The organism is Bacteroides sp. D2 (genome assembly GCF_025147085.1).
In the GTDB taxonomy this organism is placed as follows: domain Bacteria; phylum Bacteroidota; class Bacteroidia; order Bacteroidales; family Bacteroidaceae; genus Bacteroides.
The window spans coordinates 6,385,889-6,409,842 of record NZ_CP102261.1; the positions used below are offsets into that span (position 1 = coordinate 6,385,889).

Consider the following 23,954-nt stretch of genomic DNA (forward strand, 5'->3'; position numbering starts at 1 on the left):
ATTTTTACTTGATTTGGGTATGCATCTCTACCATACCGTCTTTGCAGTGCGTTTATCTCTTCTTAGCTTTGCAGTGACAGCATTATTGCCGTCACAGTGCTGTCACCATGCTGCTGTCACGCCATTAACTTTTCATAATCAAACAGTTAAGCTACAATCTGTGACAGATGACAGCAAATTTATTTTTTTTATTTATTAGAGAGAGTATAAGTTCAACTTATAAATGCAATATTTCTTTTTTATTAATCGGACTTTAGATGCAAAGTTGCTTATTTATTCCGATAGAGTTGCGGACGGAAAGGAACATAAAGAGTGTAATTACTATCCGCCGGCTTTCCTCCCACCAATGCAGGTGACCATTTCGGCATTCCTTTGACAATGCGGAGAGCCTCCTCTGCAAATTCCGGATGAGTGGAACGTAGAATATGAGGACGAAGGATAACCCCTTCTTTATCAATAGTAAACTCACATAAAGCATAACCCGAAACATTCTTCTCCAAAAGCCCTGACGGATAAACCATTTCACTGGCAATATATTCTTCCGGAGTCATCGCAGAGAAATGAGCAGGTTCCTCCACCTGTCTTCCGGAAAGTGTCTTTGAACGGGGACCCACCGGATAAATTCCGATATACATCGGCCGCTTATAAGCATCCGGCTCTTCCTTGGTGCGCTGTTGCAATGCTTTTAATAAAGCAGCAGCCTCCACTGCCAACGTCTGTTCAGAAATATTTTCCCCTCGGGATAACATATAAGCCGACTGACAAACCAACACGAGACGTTCCATCAACGTTCCCTTTTCCGGCGACCATTTACGTCCCATCTGCTCTTTACCTTTAGCATCCGTAGAAGAGAAAAAATAAACAATTCCATCCAAACCAGCCGTAGAACCGTCCAAATCCTGTACCTGCTCTGTCACCAAACGAAAGATAGCCCCTAAAGACTGATATAAGGAAGCACTAATGGCAACCGATTTAGTATCCACCGTCACCGTCCCCTTCTCTGCCTGCCAATAAGTACGCGATAATGTGTTCGAAACCAGCATATAACGTCCGTTCCTCTTCTCTACCGACATTGCATACTCCGGCGAAAAGGAAGGGATAGCCGCAAAACGCGCATAAGGCTGTTTCTGGAAGCCCGTATTAAGTAAAGAAAACACACTACGATAATATTCGCCTAACTCGCCTGTATAAGTGGAAAAAGGTTTCACCGGCTCCAAATAGTCAATCTGGGCCGCAAGGCGAAAAGAAAAGGTTAAAAGCAGAAGACAGAAAACAATCTTTTTCATAAGTTGCCGGATTTTCGGTACATATCGGCAACAAAGATACAAATTATTTCGATGGTTCGTGATAAAATTATATCTTTGCACGGTTTTTACTAAGAAACTGAATAACAATACATCGAAAATATGATAGCTAAGATTGAACAACTTCTGAAAGAGGTGGAAGCCTTACACGCCTCCAATGCCGAAGAACTCGAAGCTCTCCGCATCAAATACCTAAGTAAGAAGGGAGCCATTAACGACTTAATGGCAGATTTCCGTAATGTAGCTGCCGAACAGAAAAAAGAAGTCGGCATGAGACTGAATGAACTGAAAACAAAAGCGCAGGACAAAATCAACGCGCTGAAAGAAATGTTTGAAAGTCAGGACAACGATTGTGACGGACTGGATTTGACGCGTTCGGCTTATCCTGTAGAACTCGGTACACGCCACCCGCTCACCATTGTAAAGAACGAAATCATTGATATCTTTGCCCGTCTGGGATTCAGCATTGCCGAAGGTCCGGAAATTGAAGATGACTGGCACGTGTTCTCGGCACTGAACTTTGCCGAAGACCATCCGGCACGCGATATGCAGGACACTTTCTTTATCGAAGCTCACCCGGACGTAGTATTGCGTACACATACTTCTTCTGTACAGACTCGTGTGATGGAAACTTCACAGCCTCCTATCCGCATCATCTGTCCGGGACGTGTATATCGTAACGAAGCTATCAGCTATCGCGCACACTGTTTCTTCCATCAGGTAGAAGCGCTGTATGTAGATAAAAACGTATCATTCACCGACTTGAAGCAGGTATTGCTGCTCTTCGCCAAAGAAATGTTCGGTGCTGATACAAAGATCCGTCTGCGTCCGTCTTACTTCCCGTTTACCGAACCAAGTGCGGAAATGGATATCAGCTGTAATATCTGCGGCGGTAAAGGATGTCCGTTCTGTAAACACACCGGCTGGGTAGAAATCCTCGGTTGCGGTATGGTAGACCCGAACGTACTTGAATCAAATGGTATAGACAGCAAAATATACAGCGGTTATGCCCTCGGTATGGGTATCGAGCGTATCACAAACCTGAAATATCAGGTGAAAGACCTCCGTATGTTCTCTGAAAACGATACACGCTTCCTAAAAGAATTCGAAGCGGCATATTAATAATGTGCTAAATTTACCAGTATGCCAATGTTCCCAATGAAACCGTCGGACGGTGATCGGGACATTGGCATATTCATCAACAGACCAATCAGGCCAACGGCGTTGGTTTCCAATCAATGCGAATCGGTCGATTGAACGATCATTCATTATGGCAAAGGATAGACTCATTACTTCCAGTTATTGTTTCATCTTGGCAGCCAACTTCCTGCTATACTTCGGTTTCTGGTTGCTGATTCCTGTTTTGCCGTTCTATTTATCCGAATTCTTCCAGGCTGGAAATTCCACTATCGGCATTGTCCTCTCCTGCTACACGGTGGCAGCTCTCTGTATCCGTCCATTTTCCGGCTATCTGCTCGACACGTTTGCCCGGAAACCTCTTTATCTGTTTGCTTACTTCATCTTTATGATGATGTTCGGCGGATATTTAATTGCCGGTTCCCTTACCTTATTTATTATATTCCGAATCATTCACGGCGTCTCTTTCGGAATGGTCACAGTAGGCGGAAACACGGTAGTAATAGATATTATGCCATCTTCCCGGCGAGGGGAAGGCTTAGGTTATTACGGACTTACCAACAATACAGCCATGTCCATCGGACCGATGTTCGGACTGTTTCTGCATGATGCGGGAGTTTCTTTTGCTACGATATTCTGTTATGCATTCGGTTCCTGTATTTTAGGTTTTCTATGCGCAAGTCTGGTTAAAACGCCCTACAAGCCTCCTGTGAAACGAGAGCCGATCTCGCTCGACCGCTTTATCCTGATGAAAGGACTGCCTGCCGGACTTAGTCTGCTATTACTTTCCATCCCTTACGGAATGACTACCAACTATGTCGCCATGTACGCCCGCCAAATAGGATTGAACACACAAACCGGATTCTTCTTCACCTTTATGGCAATCGGTATGGCCATCTCGCGTATCTTTTCAGGAAAACTGGTGGATCGCGGAAAAATAACGCAAGTAATAGCTGCCGGATTATACCTGGTTGTTTTCAGCTTCTTCCTGCTTTCAACTTGTGTATATCTGATTCAATGGAATGATACAGCCTGTACCCTGCTGTTTTTTGGCATCGCATTATTAATGGGTGTCGGGTTTGGAATTATGTTTCCGGCATTTAACACGCTGTTTGTCAACCTCGCCCCCAACAGTCAGCGGGGAACAGCGACTTCCACCTACCTCACTTCCTGGGATGTAGGAATCGGTATCGGTATGCTGACGGGAGGATATATCGCAGAAATAAGTACATTTGATAAGGCCTATCTTTTCGGAGCCTGCCTGACGGTAGTTTCCGCCCTCTATTTCAGACTAAAAGTGACGCCTCATTACCATAAAAACAAGCTACGATGAGAAAGAAAGAACGTTATGAGAAAGTAATCGCCTGGTTTCAGGACAACATACCTGTAGCCGAAACCGAACTGCATTACAACAATCCGTATGAGTTGCTGATCGCTGTTATTCTTTCTGCACAATGTACGGACAAACGGGTGAATATCATCACTCCTCCTTTGTATAAAGATTTTCCGACTCCGGAAGCATTGGCTGCCACTACGCCGGAAGTGATTTTCGAATATATACGAAGCGTGTCTTATCCCAACAACAAAGCCAAACATCTGGTCGGTATGGCAAAGATGCTGGTGAATGACTTCAATAGCGAGGTGCCGGATAATTTGGAAGATCTGATAAAGTTGCCCGGCGTAGGAAGAAAGACTGCCAATGTGATCCAGTCGGTTGTATTCAAAAAAGCGGCAATGGCGGTAGATACACACGTGTTCCGTGTCAGCCACCGTATCGGACTGGTGCCCGACAGTTGCACCACCCCGTTCAGCGTGGAAAAAGAACTGGTGAAGAATATTCCGGAAAAGCTCATACCGATTGCCCATCACTGGCTCATCCTGCACGGCCGTTACGTTTGTCAGGCACGTACTCCCAAATGTGACACCTGTGGTTTGCAAATGATGTGCAAATATTTCTGTAACACCTATAAAGTTACAAAAGAGGAACCAAAAGCCAAGAATAAATAACGATTTAATAGCAAGGAACCGAAATAAATAGTAACTTTGCGGTCGTTCTAAAAGAAGAATTTTAAAAACACTTTTAAATAAAAATAGAGTATTATGCAGACAATTGACAAATTCAATTTTGCCGGTAAAAAGGCATTTGTTCGCGTGGACTTCAATGTACCCCTGGACGAAAACTTCAACATTACAGATGACACTCGTATGCGTGCAGCTCTTCCTACTTTGAAGAAGATTCTGGCAGACGGCGGAAGCATCATCATTGGCTCTCACCTGGGCCGTCCGAAAGGCGTTGCCGATAAATTCTCTTTGAAACATATCATCAAGCATCTGTCTGAATTGCTGGGCGTTGAGGTTCAGTTCGCTAACGACTGCATGGGCGAAGAAGCTGCTGTAAAAGCTGCTGCTCTGCAACCGGGAGAAGTGCTGTTGCTCGAAAACCTTCGTTTCTACGCTGAAGAAGAAGGCAAACCTAGAGGTTTGGCAGAAGATGCAACTGACGAAGAAAAAGCTGCTGCTAAGAAAGCAGTAAAAGAAAGCCAGAAAGAATTTACCAAGAAATTGGCTTCTTACGCTGACTGCTACGTAAACGACGCATTCGGTACTGCTCACCGTGCACACGCTTCTACAGCATTGATCGCTAAATATTTCGATGTAAACAACAAGATGTTCGGTTACTTGATGGAAAAAGAAGTGAAAGCTGTTGATAAAGTATTGAACGATATCAAACGTCCGTTCACTGCTATCATGGGCGGTTCTAAAGTTTCTTCTAAAATCGAAATCATCGAAAACCTGTTGAGCAAGGTAGACAACCTTATCATCGCCGGTGGTATGACTTATACATTTACTAAAGCAATGGGGGGTAAAATCGGTATCTCTATCTGTGAGGACGACAAACTTGACCTGGCTTTGGATTTGATGAAGAAAGCAAAAGAAAAAGGTGTAAACCTGGTATTGGCTGTTGACGCTAAGATTGCTGACGCATTCTCTAACGATGCAAATACTAAATTCTGTGCTGTTGACGAAATTCCTGACGGATGGGAAGGTCTTGATATCGGTCCTAAGACTGAAGAAATCTTCGCTAACGTTATCAAAGAATCTAAGACTATTCTTTGGAACGGTCCTACAGGCGTATTCGAATTCGACAACTTCACTCACGGCTCACGTGCAGTAGGTGAAGCAATCGTTGAAGCAACTAAGAACGGCGCATTCTCACTTGTTGGTGGTGGCGACTCTGTAGCTTGTGTTAACAAGTTTGGTTTGGCTAGCGGTGTATCTTATGTTTCAACTGGTGGTGGCGCATTGCTCGAAGCAATCGAAGGAAAAGTTCTTCCGGGTATCGCTGCTATTCAAGAATAAGATAATTGTTAAATTCACATAGTTAATTATTAGAAGGGCAGTTCTTTGTGAAAAGAGTTGCCCTTATTTATAAAAACAGAATTCCTCTTATTTATAAAAACGAGGTATGAAAAGACCGATACTATTCTTTTGGTTCATCCTTTTCTTCCTTTACTCTTGTCAGAGAAAGAAAGGAGAGAGCTCTTTTTTACCTCTACCCGAACTGCAACCACTTACCCTGGGCATGATGCCTACACTGGACGGACTTCCTTTTCATATAGCCAAAACGCAAGGCATTTACGACTCATTAGGACTGGATTTGACCATTCTTTCATTCAACTCTGCCAACGACCGGGACGCGGCTTTCCAAACCCGGAAAATGGATGGCATGATTACTGACTATCCCAGTGCGGTAGCATTACAAGCTATTCATCATACTGATTTAGGATTCATCCTGAAGAATGATGGTTATTTCTGCTTCATTGTCTCCAAAGAAAGTAACATCAACCAACTGGAACAGCTCAAGGAAAAGAATATCGCCGTGTCGCGCAACACAGTTATCGAATATGCCACCGACCAGCTATTAAGCAAAGCCGGAATCAAGCATACGGAAATAAACATGCCGGAAATCGGCCAGCTTCCTCTCCGTCTGCAAATGTTGCAGTACAATCAAATTGATGCCTCTTTCCTACCCGACCCTGCCGCATCCATCGCCATGAACAGTAAACATCGTTCATTGGTAAGTACGCAAGAGTTGGGTATCGATTTCACCGCTACCGCTTTTTCACGAAAAGCGCTCAACGAGAAGAGAGAAGAAATCGAGCTACTCATCACAGGATATAACCTGGGAGTAGATTACATAAAAATGCACCCGCAGAAAGAATGGGAGCAAGTATTGATAGAAATAGGTGTACCCGAAAATCTGACAGGACTCGTTGCCCTCCCCGGTTATCAAAAAGCAAAACGCCCCTCCGCTGAAGCGATAGACAAGGCTATACACTGGTTGAAAGAAAACCACCGAATACCTCAAACCTACTCTGAAAAGAATCTGATTGACACTACGTTTATCCCCACAGTATCAACCATAATCAAATAACAACTGACTCATGCGAAAAACACTACTCAATCTCTTCACTTTTGTATTATGTATAACAGGTATACAAAATGCACTTCTTGCACAAGAACAAACACCACTAAATCAGGTTGTCAACACACTGAAAGAACGGATTAGTCTCTCCGGATATGCACAGCTGGGATATACATACGATGATGCAGCGAATCCCGACAATACATTCGACATCAAACGAATTATTTTCATGGCACATGGAAAGATCACCAAACGGTGGACTTGCGACTTTATGTATGACTTCTATAATGGCGGTATGCTACTCGAAGTATATACTGATTATCAGTTTCTTCCCGGACTTACGGCACGTATCGGTGAATTTAAAGTTCCTTATACCATAGAAAACGAATTGTCTCCTACTACAGTAGAACTTATCAATTGCTATTCACAGTCTGTCTGCTATCTGGCAGGAGTAAGCGGTAGCGATAAGTGTTACGGAATGACTTCCGGACGGGATATTGGCATGATGCTTCACGGGAAAGTCTTTCGCGACTTCCTGCAATATAAAGTGGCCGTAATGAACGGGCAGGGATTGAATACCAAAGACAAAAACAGCCAGAAAGATGTGGTCGGCAATTTAATGGTTTATCCTCTGAAATGGTTATCCGTAGGTGGTTCGTTCATCCGCGGAACAGGGCACGCCATAGCCGATTCGGAATATACCGGAATCAAAGCGGGAGAAAACTACGCTAAGAAACGTTGGAGTGCAGGAGGTGTTGTCACTACTCCCACTTTTAATCTGCGCACGGAATATCTTGGCGGAAAAGACCGAAGTGTGAAAAGTGAAGGTTTCTATGCAACAGGAAGCGTACGCTTTGCACGAAATTTCGATTTCATCGCTTCGTACGATTATTTCAACCCGAACAAGAGTGCAGATTTCAAACAAAATAACTATATTGCAGGCGTACAATACTGGTTTTATCCCAGATGTCGATTGCAGGCACAATATACCTTTTGTGATAAAAAAGGAGACGGACAGAAAGATTCCAATCTGATACAGGCACAGGTGCAGGTGAGGTTCTAACTCAAGTATTAAGTGTCAAGTATTAAGTATTAATGCGTAATAGTTGAGAACAGACTATCATTCATTCCCATAGGGTTATGAATGAAATTATAAATAAGGAATATATTCCTTTTGGAACAAATATTAATCTTATTAATAACAGTAACTAAAAAAACATGGAAAGTAAAATCGCCGAAACCAACGCCCGAATAGACGTGGCCGACGTATTAAGAGGATTGGCAGTAATGGGAATCATCCTCTTGCACAGCATTGAACACTTTAATTTCTATTCTTTCCCGGAAGAAGTCCCTTTTGAATGGATGAAATTTACCGATCAAGCAATCTGGAGAGGATTATTCTTCACTTTCAGTAATAAAGCATACGCTGTATTTGCTTTGCTCTTCGGTTTCAGTTTCTATATTCAGGACAATAACCAACAACGGAGAGGGAAAGATTTCCGCCTGCGTTTTTTATGGAGATTATTCATCCTATTCATTATAGGACAATTCAATGCCGCTTTCTTTACCGGCGAAATATTAACCATGTATGCGATTTTAGGAATTATCCTGCCGATATTCTGCCGGATGAGTGACCGTACGGTTGCCATCTTTGCTACTTTATTAATCCTTCAACCTATCGATTGGGCAAAATTGATCTATGCCTTGTGCAATCCTGACTATGTGGCAGGTAAAAGTTTGGCAGGTTATTATTTCAGCATCGCTTTCGACGTACAAAAGCATGGCAACTTCCTTGAAACAGTCCGCATGAATATGTGGGAAGGACAAATGGCTAACATGACTTGGGCATTGGAACATGGACGTATCTTACAAACACCGGGGTTATTCCTATTCGGAATGCTGGTTGGCCGCCGCAAATATTTCCTGTATAGCGAACAGAACGAACGCTTGTGGTTAAAAGCATTAGCAATTTCGCTTCTCTGCTTCTTCCCCATCTACGGATTGAACAATATGTTGCCGGAATTCATCGAACGGAATGCCGTCCTTGTTCCTCTACAGTTGATATTAAGTTCATTCAGCAGCCTTAGCTTCATGGTATTACTGGTGACAGGATTACTGTTGACTTTCTATCGTGTGAAAGACCGCAGTTTCTTTATGCGTTTCACATCTTATGGTAAAATGAGTTTAACGAACTATCTCGGGCAATCCATTTTCGGTTCTCTTTTGTTCTATCATTGGGGATTCGAATTGGGACGATATTTAGGAATCACATATAGCTTCCTTTTTGGCATCCTTTTTGTTCTATTACAAATGGCATTTTGTTCGTGGTGGCTGCGGCACCATAAACATGGTCCTTTTGAGGGTCTCTGGAAACGTTTGACCTGGATTGGAAAAAATAAATAATTAAATAATGATGAACGAAAAAACGATTAATGAACAATACGCATATATACGTGCCTTACTTGAAGAGAAAAGACTCAAGGAAGCTCTGATGCAGTTGGAATCTCTGCTGTGGCAGTGTCCTGACTGGGATCTACGCACTCGCCTGGAACAATTGCAGACTTCCTACAAATATATGCTGGAATACATGAAACAGGGAGCAAATGACCCTGAACGGTGGAATCTGTATCAGAAAATGGTATCAGACACGTGGGGAATTGCCGACCAATCACGTTTGCTCATATTGGATAACGCTTCATCAAGATACTATCATGAAGTACGACGTACTCCCAAATCGCCAGATTTGTCAAACTATGGTCTTAAAACCATATTACACATACTGGAGTCTTTTAATGACGACTTGGCAGTCAGCGGATTACTGTCTGACGAAAAGATGGATGAAGTATTAAAGCGGCATGAGGACACGCTCAAGTTTATGTTTATCAGAACATGGACAAACAGCGCATGGACTCCCGAAGACGAGGAAGATGCAAAAGCCATGCTTGCCTCGGAATTACTTCCGGGAGATGATTTATGTTTGTTTGTCAGTGCCCTCACATTGAGCTTGATGGAATGTTTCGACCTACGAAAAATAATGTGGTTGCTTAATGCTTACGAGCATCCCAACGTCAACGTCAGTCAACGGGCATTGGTTGGTGCGATGATTATTTTCCACATTTACAGAAGCCGCCTTACTTTCTATCCGGAACTGATAAAAAGGGTGGATCTCATGGAAGAAATTCCCTCATTCAGAGAAGATGTCGCACGTATTTACCGACAAATGCTATTATGTCAGGAAACGGAAAAGATTGATAAAAAGATGAGGGAGGAGATTATTCCCGAAATGCTGAAGAATGTTTCCTCCATGAAAAATATGCGGTTCGGCTTTGAAGAAAGCGATGAAGAAAACAACGATATGAATCCGGATTGGGAAGATGCATTCGAGAAATCCGGACTGGGGGATAAATTGCGTGAAATGAACGAATTGCAGCTGGAGGGTGCAGATGTATATATGAGCACTTTTGCGGCTTTGAAGAACTATCCGTTCTTCCGCGAGGTACATAACTGGTTTTATCCATTCAGCAAGCAACAGTCTAATGTGCTCAAGGCAATGAAGCAGGCGGGAAATCAGGGAGGCAGTCTACTGGATTTAATTCTTCAATCGGGATTTTTCAGTAACAGTGATAAGTACTCTCTCTTTTTCACAATCCATCAATTGCCACAGTCACAACAGGATATGATGTTGAGCCAACTGAATGAACAACAGGTTGCAGAATTGGCGGAGAAATCGAATGTTGAGACGATGAAGAAATTCAATGAACGTCCGGGAACGGTCAGCAACCAGTACCTGCACGATTTGTATCGTTTCTTCAAACTTAGTGTGCGCAAGAGTGAATTCAGAGATATTTTTAAAGAGAAGCTCGATCTTCATCATGTCCCTGCACTCGACAATATATTGCACTGGGAAGATGTATTGTTCCCCATTGCCGATTTCTACCTGTCAAAGGAACGTTGGGACGAGGCTATCGAAATTTATGAAGAGTTGGAAACGATTGGCGGATTTGAAGGAGAGAGTGCTGAATATTATCAGAAGTTTGGCTATGCATTGCAAAAAAGAAAGAAATATGCAGAGGCTATCCAGGCTTATCTGAAAGCAGACACGCTGAAACCGGATAATATCTGGAACAATCGCCATCTGGCTATTTGTTATCGGTTGAACAGAAATTACCAGGTAGCAATCACCTATTATAAGAAGGTAGAAGAAGCTGCTCCGGAAGATACCAATGTGACTTTCCATATCGGTAGCTGTCTGGCAGAATTGGGGCAATATGAAGAAGCACTGAATTATTTCTTCAAACTGGATTTCATCGAGAACAACTGTATTAAGGCATGGCGTGGCATCGGATGGTGTTCATTTATCAGCCAGAAACATGAACAGGCGATGAAGTATTATGAAAAAATAATAGAACAGAAGCCTCTGGCTATTGACTATATGAATGCAGGACATGTTGCCTGGGTGATGGGAGATATTCAGAAAGCTGCCGTTTTCTATGGAAAAGCCATTACGGCTAGTGGAAACCGGGAACGATTCCTGGAAATGTTCCATAAAGATGAAGAAGCTCTTCTCACACAAGGAATTCGGGAAGAAGATATTCCTCTGATGTTGGATTTATTATAGGTTTCCACATCTTTCAGTTTGGGATATTCAATAAATGTTCCTGCTTAAAAATACAGAAAAGGCTGCCTCATTTTCGATTTTGAGGCAGCCTTTTTGTATTATTGGACTAAGTATATCTTGTGTATTTCATGTAATCAATAAGTTAATTACACTGATACTGATATATTCAGATATATTCAAGATACTTACTACAGCTTTTTCAACTCTCCGTACAGTTTCTGTATGGGAAGTCCCATAATATTATAAAAACTACCGGAAATTGATTTAACCCCGATATACCCGATCCATTCCTGGACGCCATAAGCTCCTGCCTTATCCATTGGCTGATAACGATCTACATAATACAGGATTTCATCTTCCGACAAGACATCAAACAATACTTCGGAGGAAGCGGTAAAGCTTTTTTGCCATTCGGTAGTAGTCAGGCAAACTCCTGTGAAGACCTGATGAGATTTTCCCGAGAGAGCACGAAGCATTTCAACGGCTCCTTCCCTACCCTCCGGTTTTCCAAGTACTTTCCCATCCAGCCATACTATGGTATCTGCCGTAATCAATAATTCTCCCGGCTTCATCATGGTACGGTAGGCATCTGCCTTTTCACGGGCAATATATTCAGGAATTTCAGCACCCACCAATGTATCCGGGTATGACTCGTCTACATCCGGTAATGTTCTGACTACATAGTCTACTCCCAGTCCCGACATCAGTTCTTTCCGACGGGGAGAATTGGAAGCTAATATAATCTGATATTTCTTTAAGTTATCAAGCATGGTTTTATTTACGATTTGACGATTTACTATTTACGATTGAAAATACTTTTTATTGATGTCACCAGTTGATTTCACCAGCCGAAAGCATCTTCCGCCATCCATAGACCGTGAGCTTTTAGCACCTGCTCCACTACATCACGTCCGCATCCCCGACCACCGTCCGCATAAGAAATATACTTTGCAACGGATTTCACTTCCGGCACAGCATCTTTCGGGCAGCATGGCAGTCCGCACTCACACATCACTTCAATATCCGGCACGTCATCACCCATATATAGAATTTCATCATCGGTCAATCCGTACTTATCGCGAAAAGCACGATAATCGTGTATCTTCACAGCAGAACCCATGTATAAATCCTTCACTCCCAGCCCCTCAAAACGGATACGTACCGCTTCTGTCCGGCCACCGGTGATGATAGCTATGTGAAGTCCTTTTTTCACAGCCAACTGGATGGCATACCCATCTTTGATATTCACGGTACGCATTGGTTCCCCGGAAGGATGCAAAGGTACGGTAGTCGAACTCAATACTCCGTCCACATCAAAAGCTAAAGCTTTGATACGGGATAAATCATAATTGATGGTGCTCATGGATACTTTTGCTCATTAGTTTATATATTTCCTGCAATGCCGGAGAATCTACCAACATGGCAAGATGATTACTCATCACATTCTCATCGTAACGAACAGCGGGTCCGGTCTGTGCATCACGTGGCGCCAGTTCGTGGACTTTACGTGCTGTTTCATCTATCAGCGGAAGCATGACATCGAAAGGCAAGTTGTATTTTTCAAGCAAATCAGCTGCTAATGCATACATGTGATTGGTGAAGTTACAGATAAAAACAGCAGCCAAATGTAGGCTTTTACGTTGCTCGGAAGAAGCCTCGTAGACCTTTTCCGAAAGTGTGGCGGCAACAGCCTTCAACAATTCCACGTCTTCGGGCCTTTTCGCTTCAACAAAGAAAGGCACTTCCTGAAATTTAACTTCACGTTGTTTGCTGAATGTCTGCATCGGATAAAATACTCCGTAACGTTCTGCATGCCCTTCCCAAACGCTCATCGGAATGCTTCCTGCCGTATGCACTAACAAAGACGCTTGCTTTCCTTCTGTTATCTGCGGTAACAAATCTACTAAAGCATCATCTTTCACTGATACGATATACAATTTTGCATCTTTGGAGACTGCCTGTAAATCTGTTGTATATTCAGCTTCTACTTTCTCGGCTAAGGTACGGGCAGATTCCATGGTCCGGCTATATACCTGTACAATGCGGAAACCTTTACGATAAAGAGCTTTCGCCAGATTAGTAGCCAAATTACCTGCACCGATAAACACGATCGGTGTATCTTCTATACTTCTTTTCATTATTCTCTTATCGTTTTGCAAACCAGAATAAAACGATTCCGATGATGAGCAGTGTCAATGGCAACAGATATCCGGATAACGAACCCAATAAGGACATGACCAAACCGATATTCATCACTAGCCAAAGCCCAAGCAACACAAAACCTATTGATTTATCGCGTTTGAAAATAAGGAAACAGATCGAGGCGTACAATAGCATATTGTCCTTATTCATCACCCAGGGTAGCCCAATGGAAGAAAAATGAATCAGCTTATCGATCAGAAAAAGTGCTCCGATTACAATAAAGGTAACAGCAGTAGCCAGATAGGTATCTTTACTATTATTCGCTTTAGCAGCTCCCATGCTTATTTTCCTCCGAACTTATTAATATGAATTTTCTCCCATTGAAGATGTTCTTCATTGAAAGGTTTACGTTCCATCCCTTTATGGCCGATAGCAATGACAGAAAGAATCTGAAGTTGCAAGGGAATATCCAAAATTCCATGGACAAATTCATCGGAAGGCATTCCGGTGGCAGTGAAACGTTCGCGAACCTGCACCCAACAACTTCCCAAGCCAAGATCTTCAGCCTGCAACTGTATCATGATGGAAGCAATGGAAGCGTCTTCAATCCAAACATCGCTGGCCAACGGATCGGCCATTACAACAATCGCCAAAGCTGCGTCGGCAATGAATGAAGAAGCCTGTTCTTTGCAATGAGACAATTCTTTCAATATCTCTTTATCATCAACCACTACAAACTGCCAACTATTACTACGTTTGGAAGAGGGAGACATCAAGGCTGCTTTCATCAATGCAACTACCTGATCTTGTGTCAATTCTTCATCGGTGAACTTCCGCATACTACGACGGTTCTTTATCAATTCACTGAAATTTTCCATATTATTTCCGGTTTCATTTGATTAATGTATGCAAAGATAATGCAAACCGAGCGTAATAGGAAATAAAAGTTTATACTAAATGAAGAATATATTGTATCTTTGCACAGAGAAATAATTTCATTATGAAAAAGCGAATTACACAAGACGATTACGTTAAAGCGAATCGTAAAGCTAGCCGTGAGGCAGAAATTGAGATGTACGGGCACCCTATTTGTCACAAACGAGTGCACCAATCAAAGAAAGTATATAACCGTAGAAAGATAAAGGCAGCCGATAAAAAGCTGCCTTATTTTTTTGTATTCAAGATAGCGTCACTATCCTATAGACATAGCGATACCATACAATAAGGATAGTATCACTATCATGACAGGATAGCGTCACTATATTTAGAGGAATTAAAAAGATAGTTTATCTATACAATCCGTGTTAATTCTCCGGTTGTAGAATCGATAATAAATCCGTAAACTGTCACATCTGAAGGAATCAAAGGATGACGCACGATAAAATCGACTGTTCCCCTCACGGACTTTTCCGTATCTTCGAAGCCATCCAACCAAGCATGAAAATCAACTCCGCAGAAGCGCATCATGTCAATATAATCCGGATTTATCCCCCGTGCCGTCATCTTTTCAAGCATCGTTTCACTATGCATGTGACAAGCTCCACAATCAGAATGAGCAATCACCATTATCTCCTCCACACCCAGTTCAAAGATAGCTACGAGTAAACTCCGGATCACGCTACCGAAAGGATGGGAAATAACGCCACCTGCATTCTTTATCATTTTTACATCGCCATTCTTAATTCCTAATGCGGCTGGAAGCAAAGCAGTCAGTCGGGTGTCCATACAGGAAAGAATAGCTATTTTCTTATCGGGATATTTATTGGTAATATACGATTCGTATCCCTTGTTTTCAACAAATTCCTTGTTGTAAGCTAATATTTCTTCTACCATAGTGTATGTTTTATTTATAGTGCATATTTAGCACAACAAAAGTAAGCAAAATAGCATAAAAAAAGAAGGATATACCACAAGATATATCCTTCTTCAATCAAATTTTAACCAACTATTGTTTCATCAATATCCAAACACATTAATAATTCGGATTTTGATAATCGACACCATTCTCTATAATATCTGTGAATGATTGAGGAATAGGACGAACAGTATGAGTACTATTCAAGAAATACTGACCAATATCCGGATTTGTCTGCTTCAAATAATCTTCTGTAAGTTTACCTGTTCTTTTCAAATCAAACCACCGGGTACTTTCACCAGCCAATTCTCTGGCCCGTTCATCCAATATATACTGAATATCTACTGCACCATTATACTTAGTGGCACCAGCTCGTTCACGTACAACATTAATATATCTGTTTGCATTAGTTCCTCCTGTTAAATAAACATCTGCTTCGGCTGCTAACAAATAGATTTCAGCCATACGCATTGTTATAATAGAAGCGTTACTGCCATAGCGGCCTTTACTCCAGTTGGAAACTACAACATTGGTCGTATTAAACTTGGATAAAGACGGATAAAAATAATAGAAAGGATTCAAAACCGTTTTTCCATCGCTTTGTCTAGTGTAGTTCATTTTGACTTTTCCAGCATCATCATACAAATCTTCCACATCGACAATCATATAAGGTGCTTTCAGTTTATTAGCTTTCAAAGCCGCATAGTTATCTTCTTCCGAACGTATAATACGGATTGCGTCATCACCTACCCCCAACGTTGTATTAGTTGTAATACCATTTCTGTCCATCTCTTTAATTTTATCTTCAGACCAAGTGAAAGCTTTGTTAGCTTTCCACAATGTTTTGAAAGAAGCGGCATAGCGAGGATCAAGTTTATTGTCAGACTGTACGTACAAATCCAACAAACACTTGGATGGCATAAACATTCCTTCCGGGTTGCCTCCCCATTGCTTTATACTTTCTTGTGTCTTTTCAACCGCAGGGAAATAATAAGTATTACAATAGAATTCCATCCAACTCAAATTATTCTGCCAGGCATTGACACTACCATATTGAGAACTGCAAGCTATTGAGAACATAGACTCTTTATTATTCTGATTGTTAGCATCAGCAAAAACGTCATCAAAAGTAGTATACATATAAGTATCTAAATCTGCCCCACCAGCTTCACAATCACGAATTAATTCATCTGCCACATCTTTTGCCGCCTGTAGATAATCAGAACAGCCATATTCTTTAGTAGTCAGATAAGCTTTCACTAAATAAGCTTTAGCAGACTTACGCAATGCACGTCCCTCTTCTTCAGGTCGCGATATGGGCAAATAGGTGGCAGCAAATTCAAGATCTGGAATAATGCAGTTTTTGTAAATTTCCAGAGGCTCCGTTCTGCCCGGAGCCATATCCACTCCTTCATTTTTGGCAGTAATGAGTGTAACTCCACCAAATATCTCCACCAAATTATAATAGTACAGCCCCCTCAAAAAATGTGCTTCGGCAAGAATCTCATTTTTCACCTCTTCAGAATCCCAGTCAATCACCTTATCAGCTTGCGCAAGCGCCAAGTTACATGAGCCGATGCCATCATATCCGGAATTCCAGATACTTTGAGCCATATTCAAGTTCATAGATCCACCTTCTGCATATTTGAAGTAGTTGGCATTTGTATTAGAATTCTGTTTTGCTGTCCACAAGTCTGTACCTGCCTCTGCCAATTCTATATAAATCTGCTTACCATAAAAACTACGCTGTAAACCAAAATAGCAGTTGTTAATAGCCTGTTTGAAGCCATTCTGTGTCGTCATTAACGCTTCAAGAGAAGAGCCACCCGGATTATATTCATCCAAAGAACAAGATACTCCTCCGAGAATCCAAACAGTAACCAACAATATATTATATATTTTTCTATTCTTCATAACTCTCAATTAATTAAAAGGTTACATTTACACCAAATACAAATCTCTTCGTTAATGGGAAATTAGATGCACCGTTACGTTCAGGATCAAGATCTCTCATTAATTTTTCTTTCGCAAAAATAAACGGATCATAAGCCGTTGCATATACACGGAGTTTCTCCATGCAAATCTTAGACAGCCATTTTTTCGGAAGAGAATAACCCAAAGTAATATTTTTCACTTTAATATAAGAGCCATCCATATATCCGAGAGAAGTAAATCCTGTATAATTGCTAACAGCATCGTGAAGACCTGGGCGAGGTAAATAAGCTCCTTGATTTTCAGGAGTCCAATAATCACTTCCGGTGGGCGAGTTATCCCAACTAGTCGTCGGATTATAACGAGTAATAACATCGTTATTGACCATATATCCCCAACGTGCCATGATAAAGAAACTCAAATCAAAATCACGGTAAGTAAAATTATTCTGAAAACCGAGAATCCAGTCCGGTGTTTTCTTACCCAAAATGAAATAATCCGTTTTATTACTGTAAGTGTGAATGCCATTATCATTAAATGAACCATCTGTAGCAAGTTTAATATCGCCAGGCTTACAGTTATATTTTGCCGCTTCTTCCGCCTCGGTTGTCGACCATATTCCTAAATATTTATAATCATAGAAGACACTGATAGCTTCACCTTCGAAAAGTTTTTCATCTTTTACATCTCCATCAGGTAAAGAAACAATCTTTTCTTTATTGGCAGTAAAGGTTACATTGGAAGACCAAGTAAAATTCTTCTTCACAATATTTTGAGTATTCAATGACAACTCAATACCTTTATTATTTGTTTCACCGAGGTTTTGCCATGCTTTCATTGGCGATCCCCATGCTGCTATACCGGAAGTGATCGGCATTGTACGCGCATATAACAGATCTTTTGTATCCGTATTATACCAGTCAAATGTAAAATTAACTCTTCCATTAAACAATCCAAGATCAATACCAATATTCGTATTATAAGACTTTTCCCATCCTACATCAGGGTTACCATAAGTTCCACCATACTGAATATGTCCGGCTGCGCTATTGCCAAAGCCAACTCCTTTAGGATAAGTATAACTTCCTGTGGTAGAAGAATATGCAGCATCTTTACGACCAGAGTTACCCGTCACACCATAACCAGCACGCAATTTAAGGTTAGATAACCAGTTCTGCGTTTTCTCCATAAAAGCTTCGTCACTGATACGCCAGCCGATTGCAGCAGCAGGGAAAGCATCCCATTTGTGTCCCACCGCCAAGTGAGAAACTCCATCCCATCGATTGGAAAAAGTGAATAGGTATTTTCCTTTATAGCTATAATTCAAACGGAAAGCATAAGACATCGACTGCGTCTGTGAAAAACTTGATGCCACCTGGACTTTCTCTGTTCCGGCTCCTAAGTTATGGAATGACTGTGCAGCCAACTCCTGCCCTTGAGCATGACTTTCATTTGCTTCATCCTGATTTTTAGACCATGAAGTAATTCCTGTCACACCGAAATTATGGTCTCTGGCCAAAGTAAAATTATAAGTAATAACATTCTCCCATCTATAGGCATAAGAAGCACTATTGTAGATTTCAGCAAGAGGTGCCTGATAGCCAGAAGTGATATTAGCTATTGATTTTTCCCCAAAGAAAACCCCATTACGAGAATTACTCAATGTTGTGCCGAGCACCGATTTAAAAGTCAACCCTTTCAGTGGAGTCAACTCCAAATAGGCATTACCTGTAAAATAAGTACTACGCGTATTATTTACATACTGATCTTTTGCTTCATCAGCCATCGGATTCACTTTCCCGCCATCCTTGCAGTATTCATAATTGATATTGCCATCAGCGTCATAGGCATCACCCAAAGGTAAAAAAGTCAACGCATTCACAAAAACGCCTTGATTACGACTATTTCCATCCGTATACGTCAGATTGGTATTAAAGCCCACCTTAGCCCAAGAGAATATGGACTGGTCAAGATTTAAACGCATGCTATAACGCTTACGATTGTCATTCTCAATCAACCCTTCTTCGTTATTATAGTTCAAAGAAGCAAATATCTTCGTTTTTTCCGTTCCTCCTGTTATAGATAAATTATAGTTCTGCTGAACACCATTCTTACCCATAACTTCATCTACCCAGTCAATCCATTTGCCAGCTTCATAAGCCTCAAGTACCCCTGGCTTATTAAAGATTGTAGACATAAATTCCGGATACTCTTCATTATTTTTAGTTCTCCATGCTTCTTTCTTCAGATTCACATATTCATCTCCGGTCATACCGTGAGGAAACTTCGCAAATCCACTAACTCCGACATATGCATCAAAGTTCACCGTTGCTTTCCCGGTCTTTCCCTGTTTTGTAGTAATTATAACAACACCATTCGCTCCGGCCGAACCGTAAATAGCCGTCGAAGAAGCATCTTTCAGTACTTCAATAGACTCAATATCAGCCGGGTTTACCTGATTATAACTGCCTTGAATACCATCAATAATAAACAAAGGTGAGTTTGAACCATAGATTGAGCGGGTACCACGCAATTGAATATCCACATCAGCCCCTGCCTTACCCGAAGACTTCATAATATCCAATCCTGCAACTTTCCCCTGAAGTGCTTCCATCGGATTATTCACCGGACTAGCCGTTATATCTCCACTTTTCACAGAAGTAACCGCTCCTGTCAAATCCCGTTTTTTTACCGTACCATAACCAATAACCACTACTTCATCCAAAGCTTGCGTATCCGGAACCATCTTCACATTCAATGGTACATTTCCTGTTATAGTTATAGTTTGATCCTTATATCCTATATAAGAAATTAATAATTCCTTGCTTCCTGCGGGAAGATCAATCGAAAATTTACCGTCAAAATCGGTAATTGTACCAGTACTAGTACCTTTTACAACAATAGATACGCCAATCAAAGGCTCTCCATTTTCATCCAGAACAGTTCCTTTCACAGTTTTTGCTTGTGTGACAATCTGCACCATAGTATTAGAGACTCCATCTTCTGCTTGAACAGAATATGGAATAGGGGAACATAATAACGTTATTCCCAAAATCATGGAAATGCGTCTATGCTGCGCTTTCCACACTTCAACAAATGCATAATCTCTCATTCGTTTTAAGTTAAAGTTAATATTATTTATTTTTCGTTTAGCGTAATGCCATCTGTTTAAAAATCAATTAATAGACGGTAGTTTTTTTCTTTTGTACTCACAAATAGTTTACATTCATGCGAAAACTTCCTTTTTGCTATACCTTTTTTCCAATAAATCCGCAAAGATAAACAGTACTTTACTTCAAGCATCTCCAACAAATTCTTTGTTTTGTTGTTGAATAAAGAATAAAAAGTGTAAATTTGTACCTAGATGCCACTTAAACTAACGACATATTATCAAGGGAAGGATATTCCTGAATTGCCGGGAAAAAATACCTTCCATTCCAAAGAGTTATTTCAGATTTATGAAGCAACTCCTGGATATACTCCTTTATTAATAGTAGCAACGGAAGACGGCAGACCGGTAGCACGCCTGCTAGCCGCTATCCGCAAAGCAAAGAAGTGGCTTCCTTCCTCTTTAGTGAAACATTGTGTAGTATATAGCGAAGGTGAATTTCTGGACGAATCCCTTTCTGCCAATAAAGAGAAAGCAGAAGAAGTCTTTGGGGATATGCTTGAACATCTCACGCAGGAAGCATCGCGCAGCTGTGTCCTGATCGAATTCCGAAACCTGAACAATTCGATGTTCGGTTACCGGGTTTTCAGAGCCAACGATTATTTCCCTGTCAACTGGTTACGGGTACGCAATTCGTTACACAGTATGAAAAAAGTGGAAGACCGGTTCAGTCCGTCACGCATTCGGCAGATCAAAAAAGGACTCAAAAATGGAGCCAGAGTAGAGGAAGCACATACAGTGGAAGAAATACGCGACTTCTCACGGATGCTGCACAAAGTCTATTCCTCCCGCATACGCAGATATTTTCCTGCCAACGATTTCTTCCGCCACATGAACAATATGTTAATCAAAGGAAAACAGGCAAAAATATTCGTTGTAAAATATAAAGAGAAGATCATCGGCGGTTCCGTCTGCATCTATTCGGGAGACGATGCATACCTCTGGTTTTCAGGAGGTATGAGAAAGACGTATGCACTTCAATATCCGGGCGTGTTGGCCGTTTGGAAAGCATTGGAAGATGCGCACCAACGGGGATTCCGCCACATGGAATTTATGGATGTGGGACTTCCATTCCGCAGACACGGCTATCGTGATTTCGTTCTCCGTTTCGGAGGAAAACAAAGTAGTACTCGCCGCTGGTTCCGCGTCAGTTGGAGCTGGTTGAACAAACTTCTAGTCAAATTTTATATCTAAATGTAATCTCAAGATTACAAAATGACTCTTTATGTTCCTTTCCCACCATTTTTTCTGCTTTATTACCCAACAATTAAATGCAGAAATATTTCTTTATTAGGTAAGAATTGTCTTTCTTTGTGCTGTTTTATGCCTTATAAGCACAGATTTAAAACCAAATAAAAAAAGTATAGTTATGAAGATTTCACACATTGAACATCTGGGCATTGCTGTAAAAAGCATTGAAGAAGCCCTTCCTTACTACGAAAATGTATTAGGTCTGAAGTGTTACAACATTGAAACAGTGGAAGATCAGAAAGTAAGAACCGCTTTTTTAAAAGTAGGCGAAACCAAAATCGAACTGTTGGAGCCGACTTGCCCTGAAAGTACCATTGCCAAATTTATTGAAAACAAAGGTGCAGGTGTTCACCACGTTGCATTTGCTGTAGAAGATGGCGTAGCTAATGCTTTGGCAGAAGCAGAAAGCAAAGAAATCCGCCTTATCGACAAAGCTCCCCGCAAAGGTGCTGAAGGTTTAAGTATCGCTTTCCTTCACCCGAAATCAACTCTGGGCGTGTTGACAGAACTCTGCGAACATTAATCATAAACTCTAAAACCAACAAGAACTCATGAGTAATCAACTTGAAAAAATTAAAGAGCTTATTGAACGCCGTGCCGTAGCACGTATCGGAGGCGGTGAAAAAGCAATTGCGAAGCAACACGAAAAAGGGAAATACACAGCACGCGAGCGCCTGGCTATGCTGCTTGACGAGGGTAGCTTCGAAGAAATGGACATGTTCGTTGAGCACAGATGCACGAACTTCGGTATGGATAAGAAACATTATCCGGGCGACGGTGTAGTAACCGGTTGCGGTACAATCGAAGGACGTCTGGTATATGTGTTCGCACAGGACTTCACCGTTTCTGCCGGCTCACTGTCAGAAACAATGTCACTGAAGATTTGTAAAATCATGGATCAGGCAATGAAGATGGGTGCTCCATGCATCGGTATCAACGACTCGGGTGGTGCACGTATCCAGGAAGGTATCAATGCTTTGGCCGGTTATGCAGAAATCTTCCAACGCAATATCCTTGCTTCCGGTGTTATCCCACAGATTTCAGGTATCTTCGGTCCTTGCGCCGGTGGTGCTGTTTATTCTCCGGCTCTAACCGACTTCACGCTGATGATGGAAGGTACTTCTTATATGTTCCTTACCGGACCGAAAGTTGTGAAAACCGTAACAGGTGAAGACGTTAGCCAGGAAAACCTCGGTGGCGCAAGCGTTCACTCCACTAAATCAGGTGTGACTCATTTCACCGCTAAAACAGAAGAAGAAGGTTTCGCCCTGATTCGCAAACTGTTAAGCTATATTCCTCAAAACAACCTTGAAGAAGCTCCTTATGTAGATTGTGTAGATCCAATCGACCGTTTGGAAGACTCTTTGAACGATATTATCCCCGACAGCCCAACTAAACCGTATGATATGTACGAAGTAATCGGCGCTATCGTGGACAACGGTGAATTCCTTGAAATCCAAAAAGATTATGCAAAGAATATCATCATTGGTTTTGCCCGTTTCAACGGACAGTCAGTAGGTATCGTTGCTAACCAGCCTAAATACTTGGCAGGTGTGCTCGACAGCAATGCATCTCGCAAGGGTGCACGTTTCGTACGTTTCTGCGATGCATTCAATATTCCTATCGTATCGTTGGTAGACGTACCGGGATTCCTTCCGGGAACAGGTCAGGAATATAACGGTGTTATCCTTCATGGAGCTAAATTGCTGTATGCTTACGGTGAAGCTACTGTGCCTAAGGTTACGATCACATTGCGTAAATCTTACGGAGGTTCTCACATTGTGATGAGCTGTAAGCAACTTCGCGGTGACATGAACTATGCATGGCCTACTGCCGAAATTGCAGTAATGGGTGGTGCCGGAGCAGTAGAAGTATTGTACGCACGCGAGGCTAAAGATCAGGAAAATCCTGCTCAATTCCTTGCTGAAAAAGAAGCAGAATACACGAAACTGTTTGCCAATCCTTACAATGCAGCTAAATACGGCTACATTGACGATGTGATTGAACCGCGCAACACACGTTTCCGCGTGATCCGCGCTTTGCAGCAGTTGCAGACTAAGAAATTGAGTAATCCGGCTAAGAAGCATGGAAATATTCCGTTGTAATCCAACTTTTCACAT

21 protein-coding genes are annotated in these 23,954 nt (G+C 41.7%); 12 read left to right on the forward strand and 9 right to left on the reverse strand.

From position 1 onward, the window contains the following. Positions 1-269: 269 nt before the first annotated feature. The gene (locus tag NQ505_RS24195; protein ID WP_008999821.1) at positions 270-1,286 is read right to left on the reverse strand and encodes an energy transducer TonB; all 1,017 of its coding nucleotides are present in this window, start codon (positions 1,284-1,286) and stop codon (positions 270-272) included. 120 nt (positions 1,287-1,406) lie between these two features. Between NQ505_RS24195 and pheS the strand changes: the two genes are divergently transcribed. The 8 genes from pheS to NQ505_RS24235 all read left to right on the forward strand — a co-directional run bounded on the left by pheS (position 1,407) and on the right by NQ505_RS24235 (position 11,485). Next, positions 1,407-2,426 carry a phenylalanine--tRNA ligase subunit alpha gene (gene pheS / locus NQ505_RS24200; RefSeq protein WP_004300862.1) on the forward strand — a complete coding sequence of 340 codons (1,020 nt, stop codon included), beginning with the start codon at positions 1,407-1,409 and terminating at the stop codon, positions 2,424-2,426. 148 nt (positions 2,427-2,574) lie between these two features. Continuing rightward, on the forward strand, positions 2,575-3,774 hold the full coding sequence (locus tag NQ505_RS24205) for an MFS transporter (protein ID WP_008999820.1): 1,200 nt from the start codon (positions 2,575-2,577) through the stop codon (positions 3,772-3,774). Further along, entirely contained in the window at positions 3,771-4,448 is a 678-nt protein-coding gene (gene nth / locus NQ505_RS24210; RefSeq protein ID WP_004300865.1) for an endonuclease III, read from the forward strand. Before NQ505_RS24205 ends, nth begins: the two co-directional genes overlap by 4 nt. Positions 4,449-4,541: 93 nt before the next feature. Then, a complete protein-coding gene (locus tag NQ505_RS24215) occupies positions 4,542-5,801 on the forward strand; it encodes a phosphoglycerate kinase (RefSeq protein WP_004300866.1) in 1,260 nt (419 codons plus the stop codon). 106 nt (positions 5,802-5,907) lie between these two features. Further along, positions 5,908-6,876, forward strand: coding sequence for an ABC transporter substrate-binding protein (locus NQ505_RS24220; RefSeq protein ID WP_008999819.1), 969 nt, complete (start codon positions 5,908-5,910; stop codon positions 6,874-6,876). A gap of 10 nt (positions 6,877-6,886) precedes the next feature. Further along, entirely contained in the window at positions 6,887-7,930 is a 1,044-nt protein-coding gene (locus tag NQ505_RS24225) for a porin (protein ID WP_008999818.1), read from the forward strand. 155 nt (positions 7,931-8,085) lie between these two features. Then, positions 8,086-9,270, forward strand: a complete 1,185-nt coding sequence (locus NQ505_RS24230) for a DUF418 domain-containing protein (RefSeq protein ID WP_008999817.1) — start codon at positions 8,086-8,088, stop codon at positions 9,268-9,270. 7 nt (positions 9,271-9,277) lie between these two features. Then, positions 9,278-11,485 (forward strand): tetratricopeptide repeat protein, encoded by a 2,208-nt coding sequence (locus tag NQ505_RS24235; protein ID WP_008999816.1) that lies wholly within the window; start codon positions 9,278-9,280, stop codon positions 11,483-11,485. 188 nt (positions 11,486-11,673) lie between these two features. On the opposite strand, the gene NQ505_RS24240 is transcribed toward NQ505_RS24235, so the two are convergent. The 5 genes from NQ505_RS24240 to NQ505_RS24260 form a co-directional block, all read right to left on the reverse strand. Continuing rightward, positions 11,674-12,255, reverse strand: a complete 582-nt coding sequence (locus NQ505_RS24240; protein WP_008999815.1) for a Maf-like protein — start codon at positions 12,253-12,255, stop codon at positions 11,674-11,676. Positions 12,256-12,326: 71 nt separating this feature from the next. Next, positions 12,327-12,848 carry a KdsC family phosphatase gene (locus NQ505_RS24245; protein WP_004304399.1) on the reverse strand — a complete coding sequence of 174 codons (522 nt, stop codon included), beginning with the start codon at positions 12,846-12,848 and terminating at the stop codon, positions 12,327-12,329. Continuing rightward, positions 12,829-13,623, reverse strand: coding sequence for a Rossmann-like and DUF2520 domain-containing protein (locus tag NQ505_RS24250; protein ID WP_008999814.1), 795 nt, complete (start codon positions 13,621-13,623; stop codon positions 12,829-12,831). The genes NQ505_RS24245 and NQ505_RS24250 overlap by 20 nt, the downstream gene beginning before the upstream one ends. A gap of 7 nt (positions 13,624-13,630) precedes the next feature. Continuing rightward, positions 13,631-13,966 carry a hypothetical protein gene (locus NQ505_RS24255; RefSeq protein WP_004300874.1) on the reverse strand — a complete coding sequence of 112 codons (336 nt, stop codon included), beginning with the start codon at positions 13,964-13,966 and terminating at the stop codon, positions 13,631-13,633. A 2-nt stretch (positions 13,967-13,968) separates the two neighbouring features. Beyond that, positions 13,969-14,505, reverse strand: a complete 537-nt coding sequence (locus NQ505_RS24260) for a nitroreductase family protein (RefSeq protein ID WP_008999813.1) — start codon at positions 14,503-14,505, stop codon at positions 13,969-13,971. A gap of 122 nt (positions 14,506-14,627) precedes the next feature. On the opposite strand from NQ505_RS24260, the gene NQ505_RS24265 reads away from it, so the two are divergent. Continuing rightward, on the forward strand, positions 14,628-14,852 hold the full coding sequence (locus tag NQ505_RS24265) for a hypothetical protein (RefSeq protein WP_008999812.1): 225 nt from the start codon (positions 14,628-14,630) through the stop codon (positions 14,850-14,852). Positions 14,853-14,917: 65 nt separating this feature from the next. On the opposite strand, the gene NQ505_RS24270 is transcribed toward NQ505_RS24265, so the two are convergent. The 3 genes from NQ505_RS24270 to NQ505_RS24280 all read right to left on the reverse strand — a co-directional run bounded on the left by NQ505_RS24270 (position 14,918) and on the right by NQ505_RS24280 (position 20,526). After that, positions 14,918-15,460, reverse strand: a complete 543-nt coding sequence (locus tag NQ505_RS24270; RefSeq protein ID WP_008999811.1) for a beta-class carbonic anhydrase — start codon at positions 15,458-15,460, stop codon at positions 14,918-14,920. A gap of 139 nt (positions 15,461-15,599) precedes the next feature. Beyond that, positions 15,600-17,396 (reverse strand): RagB/SusD family nutrient uptake outer membrane protein, encoded by a 1,797-nt coding sequence (locus NQ505_RS24275; RefSeq protein WP_008999810.1) that lies wholly within the window; start codon positions 17,394-17,396, stop codon positions 15,600-15,602. Positions 17,397-17,409: 13 nt separating this feature from the next. Continuing rightward, positions 17,410-20,526 carry a SusC/RagA family TonB-linked outer membrane protein gene (locus tag NQ505_RS24280; protein WP_008999809.1) on the reverse strand — a complete coding sequence of 1,039 codons (3,117 nt, stop codon included), beginning with the start codon at positions 20,524-20,526 and terminating at the stop codon, positions 17,410-17,412. A 252-nt stretch (positions 20,527-20,778) separates the two neighbouring features. Between NQ505_RS24280 and NQ505_RS24285 the strand changes: the two genes are divergently transcribed. The 3 genes from NQ505_RS24285 to NQ505_RS24295 all read left to right on the forward strand — a co-directional run bounded on the left by NQ505_RS24285 (position 20,779) and on the right by NQ505_RS24295 (position 23,939). Then, the gene (locus NQ505_RS24285) at positions 20,779-21,777 is read left to right on the forward strand and encodes a GNAT family N-acetyltransferase (RefSeq protein ID WP_008999808.1); all 999 of its coding nucleotides are present in this window, start codon (positions 20,779-20,781) and stop codon (positions 21,775-21,777) included. Between the two features lie 175 nt (positions 21,778-21,952). Continuing rightward, positions 21,953-22,357: a methylmalonyl-CoA epimerase gene (gene mce / locus NQ505_RS24290; protein WP_008999807.1), complete on the forward strand. Its 405-nt coding sequence runs from the start codon at positions 21,953-21,955 to the stop codon at positions 22,355-22,357. A 28-nt stretch (positions 22,358-22,385) separates the two neighbouring features. Then, positions 22,386-23,939, forward strand: a complete 1,554-nt coding sequence (locus NQ505_RS24295) for an acyl-CoA carboxylase subunit beta (protein ID WP_008999806.1) — start codon at positions 22,386-22,388, stop codon at positions 23,937-23,939. Positions 23,940-23,954 lie beyond the last annotated feature (15 nt).

Excerpts from the sequence above, each read along its gene's own strand:
- nth (WP_004300865.1), top strand. The coding sequence starts at position 3,771 with ATGAGAAAGAAAGAACGTTATGAGAAAGTAATCGCCTGGTTTCAGGAC.
- NQ505_RS24235 (WP_008999816.1), top strand. The coding sequence starts at position 9,278 with ATGATGAACGAAAAAACGATTAATGAACAATACGCATATATACGTGCC.
- NQ505_RS24270 (WP_008999811.1), bottom strand. The coding sequence starts at position 15,460 with ATGGTAGAAGAAATATTAGCTTACAACAAGGAATTTGTTGAAAACAAG.
- NQ505_RS24285 (WP_008999808.1), top strand. The coding sequence starts at position 20,779 with ATGCCACTTAAACTAACGACATATTATCAAGGGAAGGATATTCCTGAA.
- NQ505_RS24245 (WP_004304399.1), bottom strand. The coding sequence starts at position 12,848 with ATGAGCACCATCAATTATGATTTATCCCGTATCAAAGCTTTAGCTTTT.
- NQ505_RS24220 (WP_008999819.1), top strand. The coding sequence starts at position 5,908 with ATGAAAAGACCGATACTATTCTTTTGGTTCATCCTTTTCTTCCTTTAC.
- NQ505_RS24195 (WP_008999821.1), bottom strand. The coding sequence starts at position 1,286 with ATGAAAAAGATTGTTTTCTGTCTTCTGCTTTTAACCTTTTCTTTTCGC.
- NQ505_RS24205 (WP_008999820.1), top strand. The coding sequence starts at position 2,575 with ATGGCAAAGGATAGACTCATTACTTCCAGTTATTGTTTCATCTTGGCA.
- NQ505_RS24250 (WP_008999814.1), bottom strand. The coding sequence starts at position 13,623 with ATGAAAAGAAGTATAGAAGATACACCGATCGTGTTTATCGGTGCAGGT.
- NQ505_RS24225 (WP_008999818.1), top strand. The coding sequence starts at position 6,887 with ATGCGAAAAACACTACTCAATCTCTTCACTTTTGTATTATGTATAACA.
- NQ505_RS24280 (WP_008999809.1), bottom strand. The coding sequence starts at position 20,526 with ATGAGAGATTATGCATTTGTTGAAGTGTGGAAAGCGCAGCATAGACGC.
- NQ505_RS24295 (WP_008999806.1), top strand. The coding sequence starts at position 22,386 with ATGAGTAATCAACTTGAAAAAATTAAAGAGCTTATTGAACGCCGTGCC.
- NQ505_RS24260 (WP_008999813.1), bottom strand. The coding sequence starts at position 14,505 with ATGGAAAATTTCAGTGAATTGATAAAGAACCGTCGTAGTATGCGGAAG.
- pheS (WP_004300862.1), top strand. The coding sequence starts at position 1,407 with ATGATAGCTAAGATTGAACAACTTCTGAAAGAGGTGGAAGCCTTACAC.
- mce (WP_008999807.1), top strand. The coding sequence starts at position 21,953 with ATGAAGATTTCACACATTGAACATCTGGGCATTGCTGTAAAAAGCATT.
- NQ505_RS24255 (WP_004300874.1), bottom strand. The coding sequence starts at position 13,966 with ATGGGAGCTGCTAAAGCGAATAATAGTAAAGATACCTATCTGGCTACT.
- NQ505_RS24240 (WP_008999815.1), bottom strand. The coding sequence starts at position 12,255 with ATGCTTGATAACTTAAAGAAATATCAGATTATATTAGCTTCCAATTCT.
- NQ505_RS24230 (WP_008999817.1), top strand. The coding sequence starts at position 8,086 with ATGGAAAGTAAAATCGCCGAAACCAACGCCCGAATAGACGTGGCCGAC.
- NQ505_RS24275 (WP_008999810.1), bottom strand. The coding sequence starts at position 17,396 with ATGAAGAATAGAAAAATATATAATATATTGTTGGTTACTGTTTGGATT.
- NQ505_RS24215 (WP_004300866.1), top strand. The coding sequence starts at position 4,542 with ATGCAGACAATTGACAAATTCAATTTTGCCGGTAAAAAGGCATTTGTT.
- NQ505_RS24265 (WP_008999812.1), top strand. The coding sequence starts at position 14,628 with ATGAAAAAGCGAATTACACAAGACGATTACGTTAAAGCGAATCGTAAA.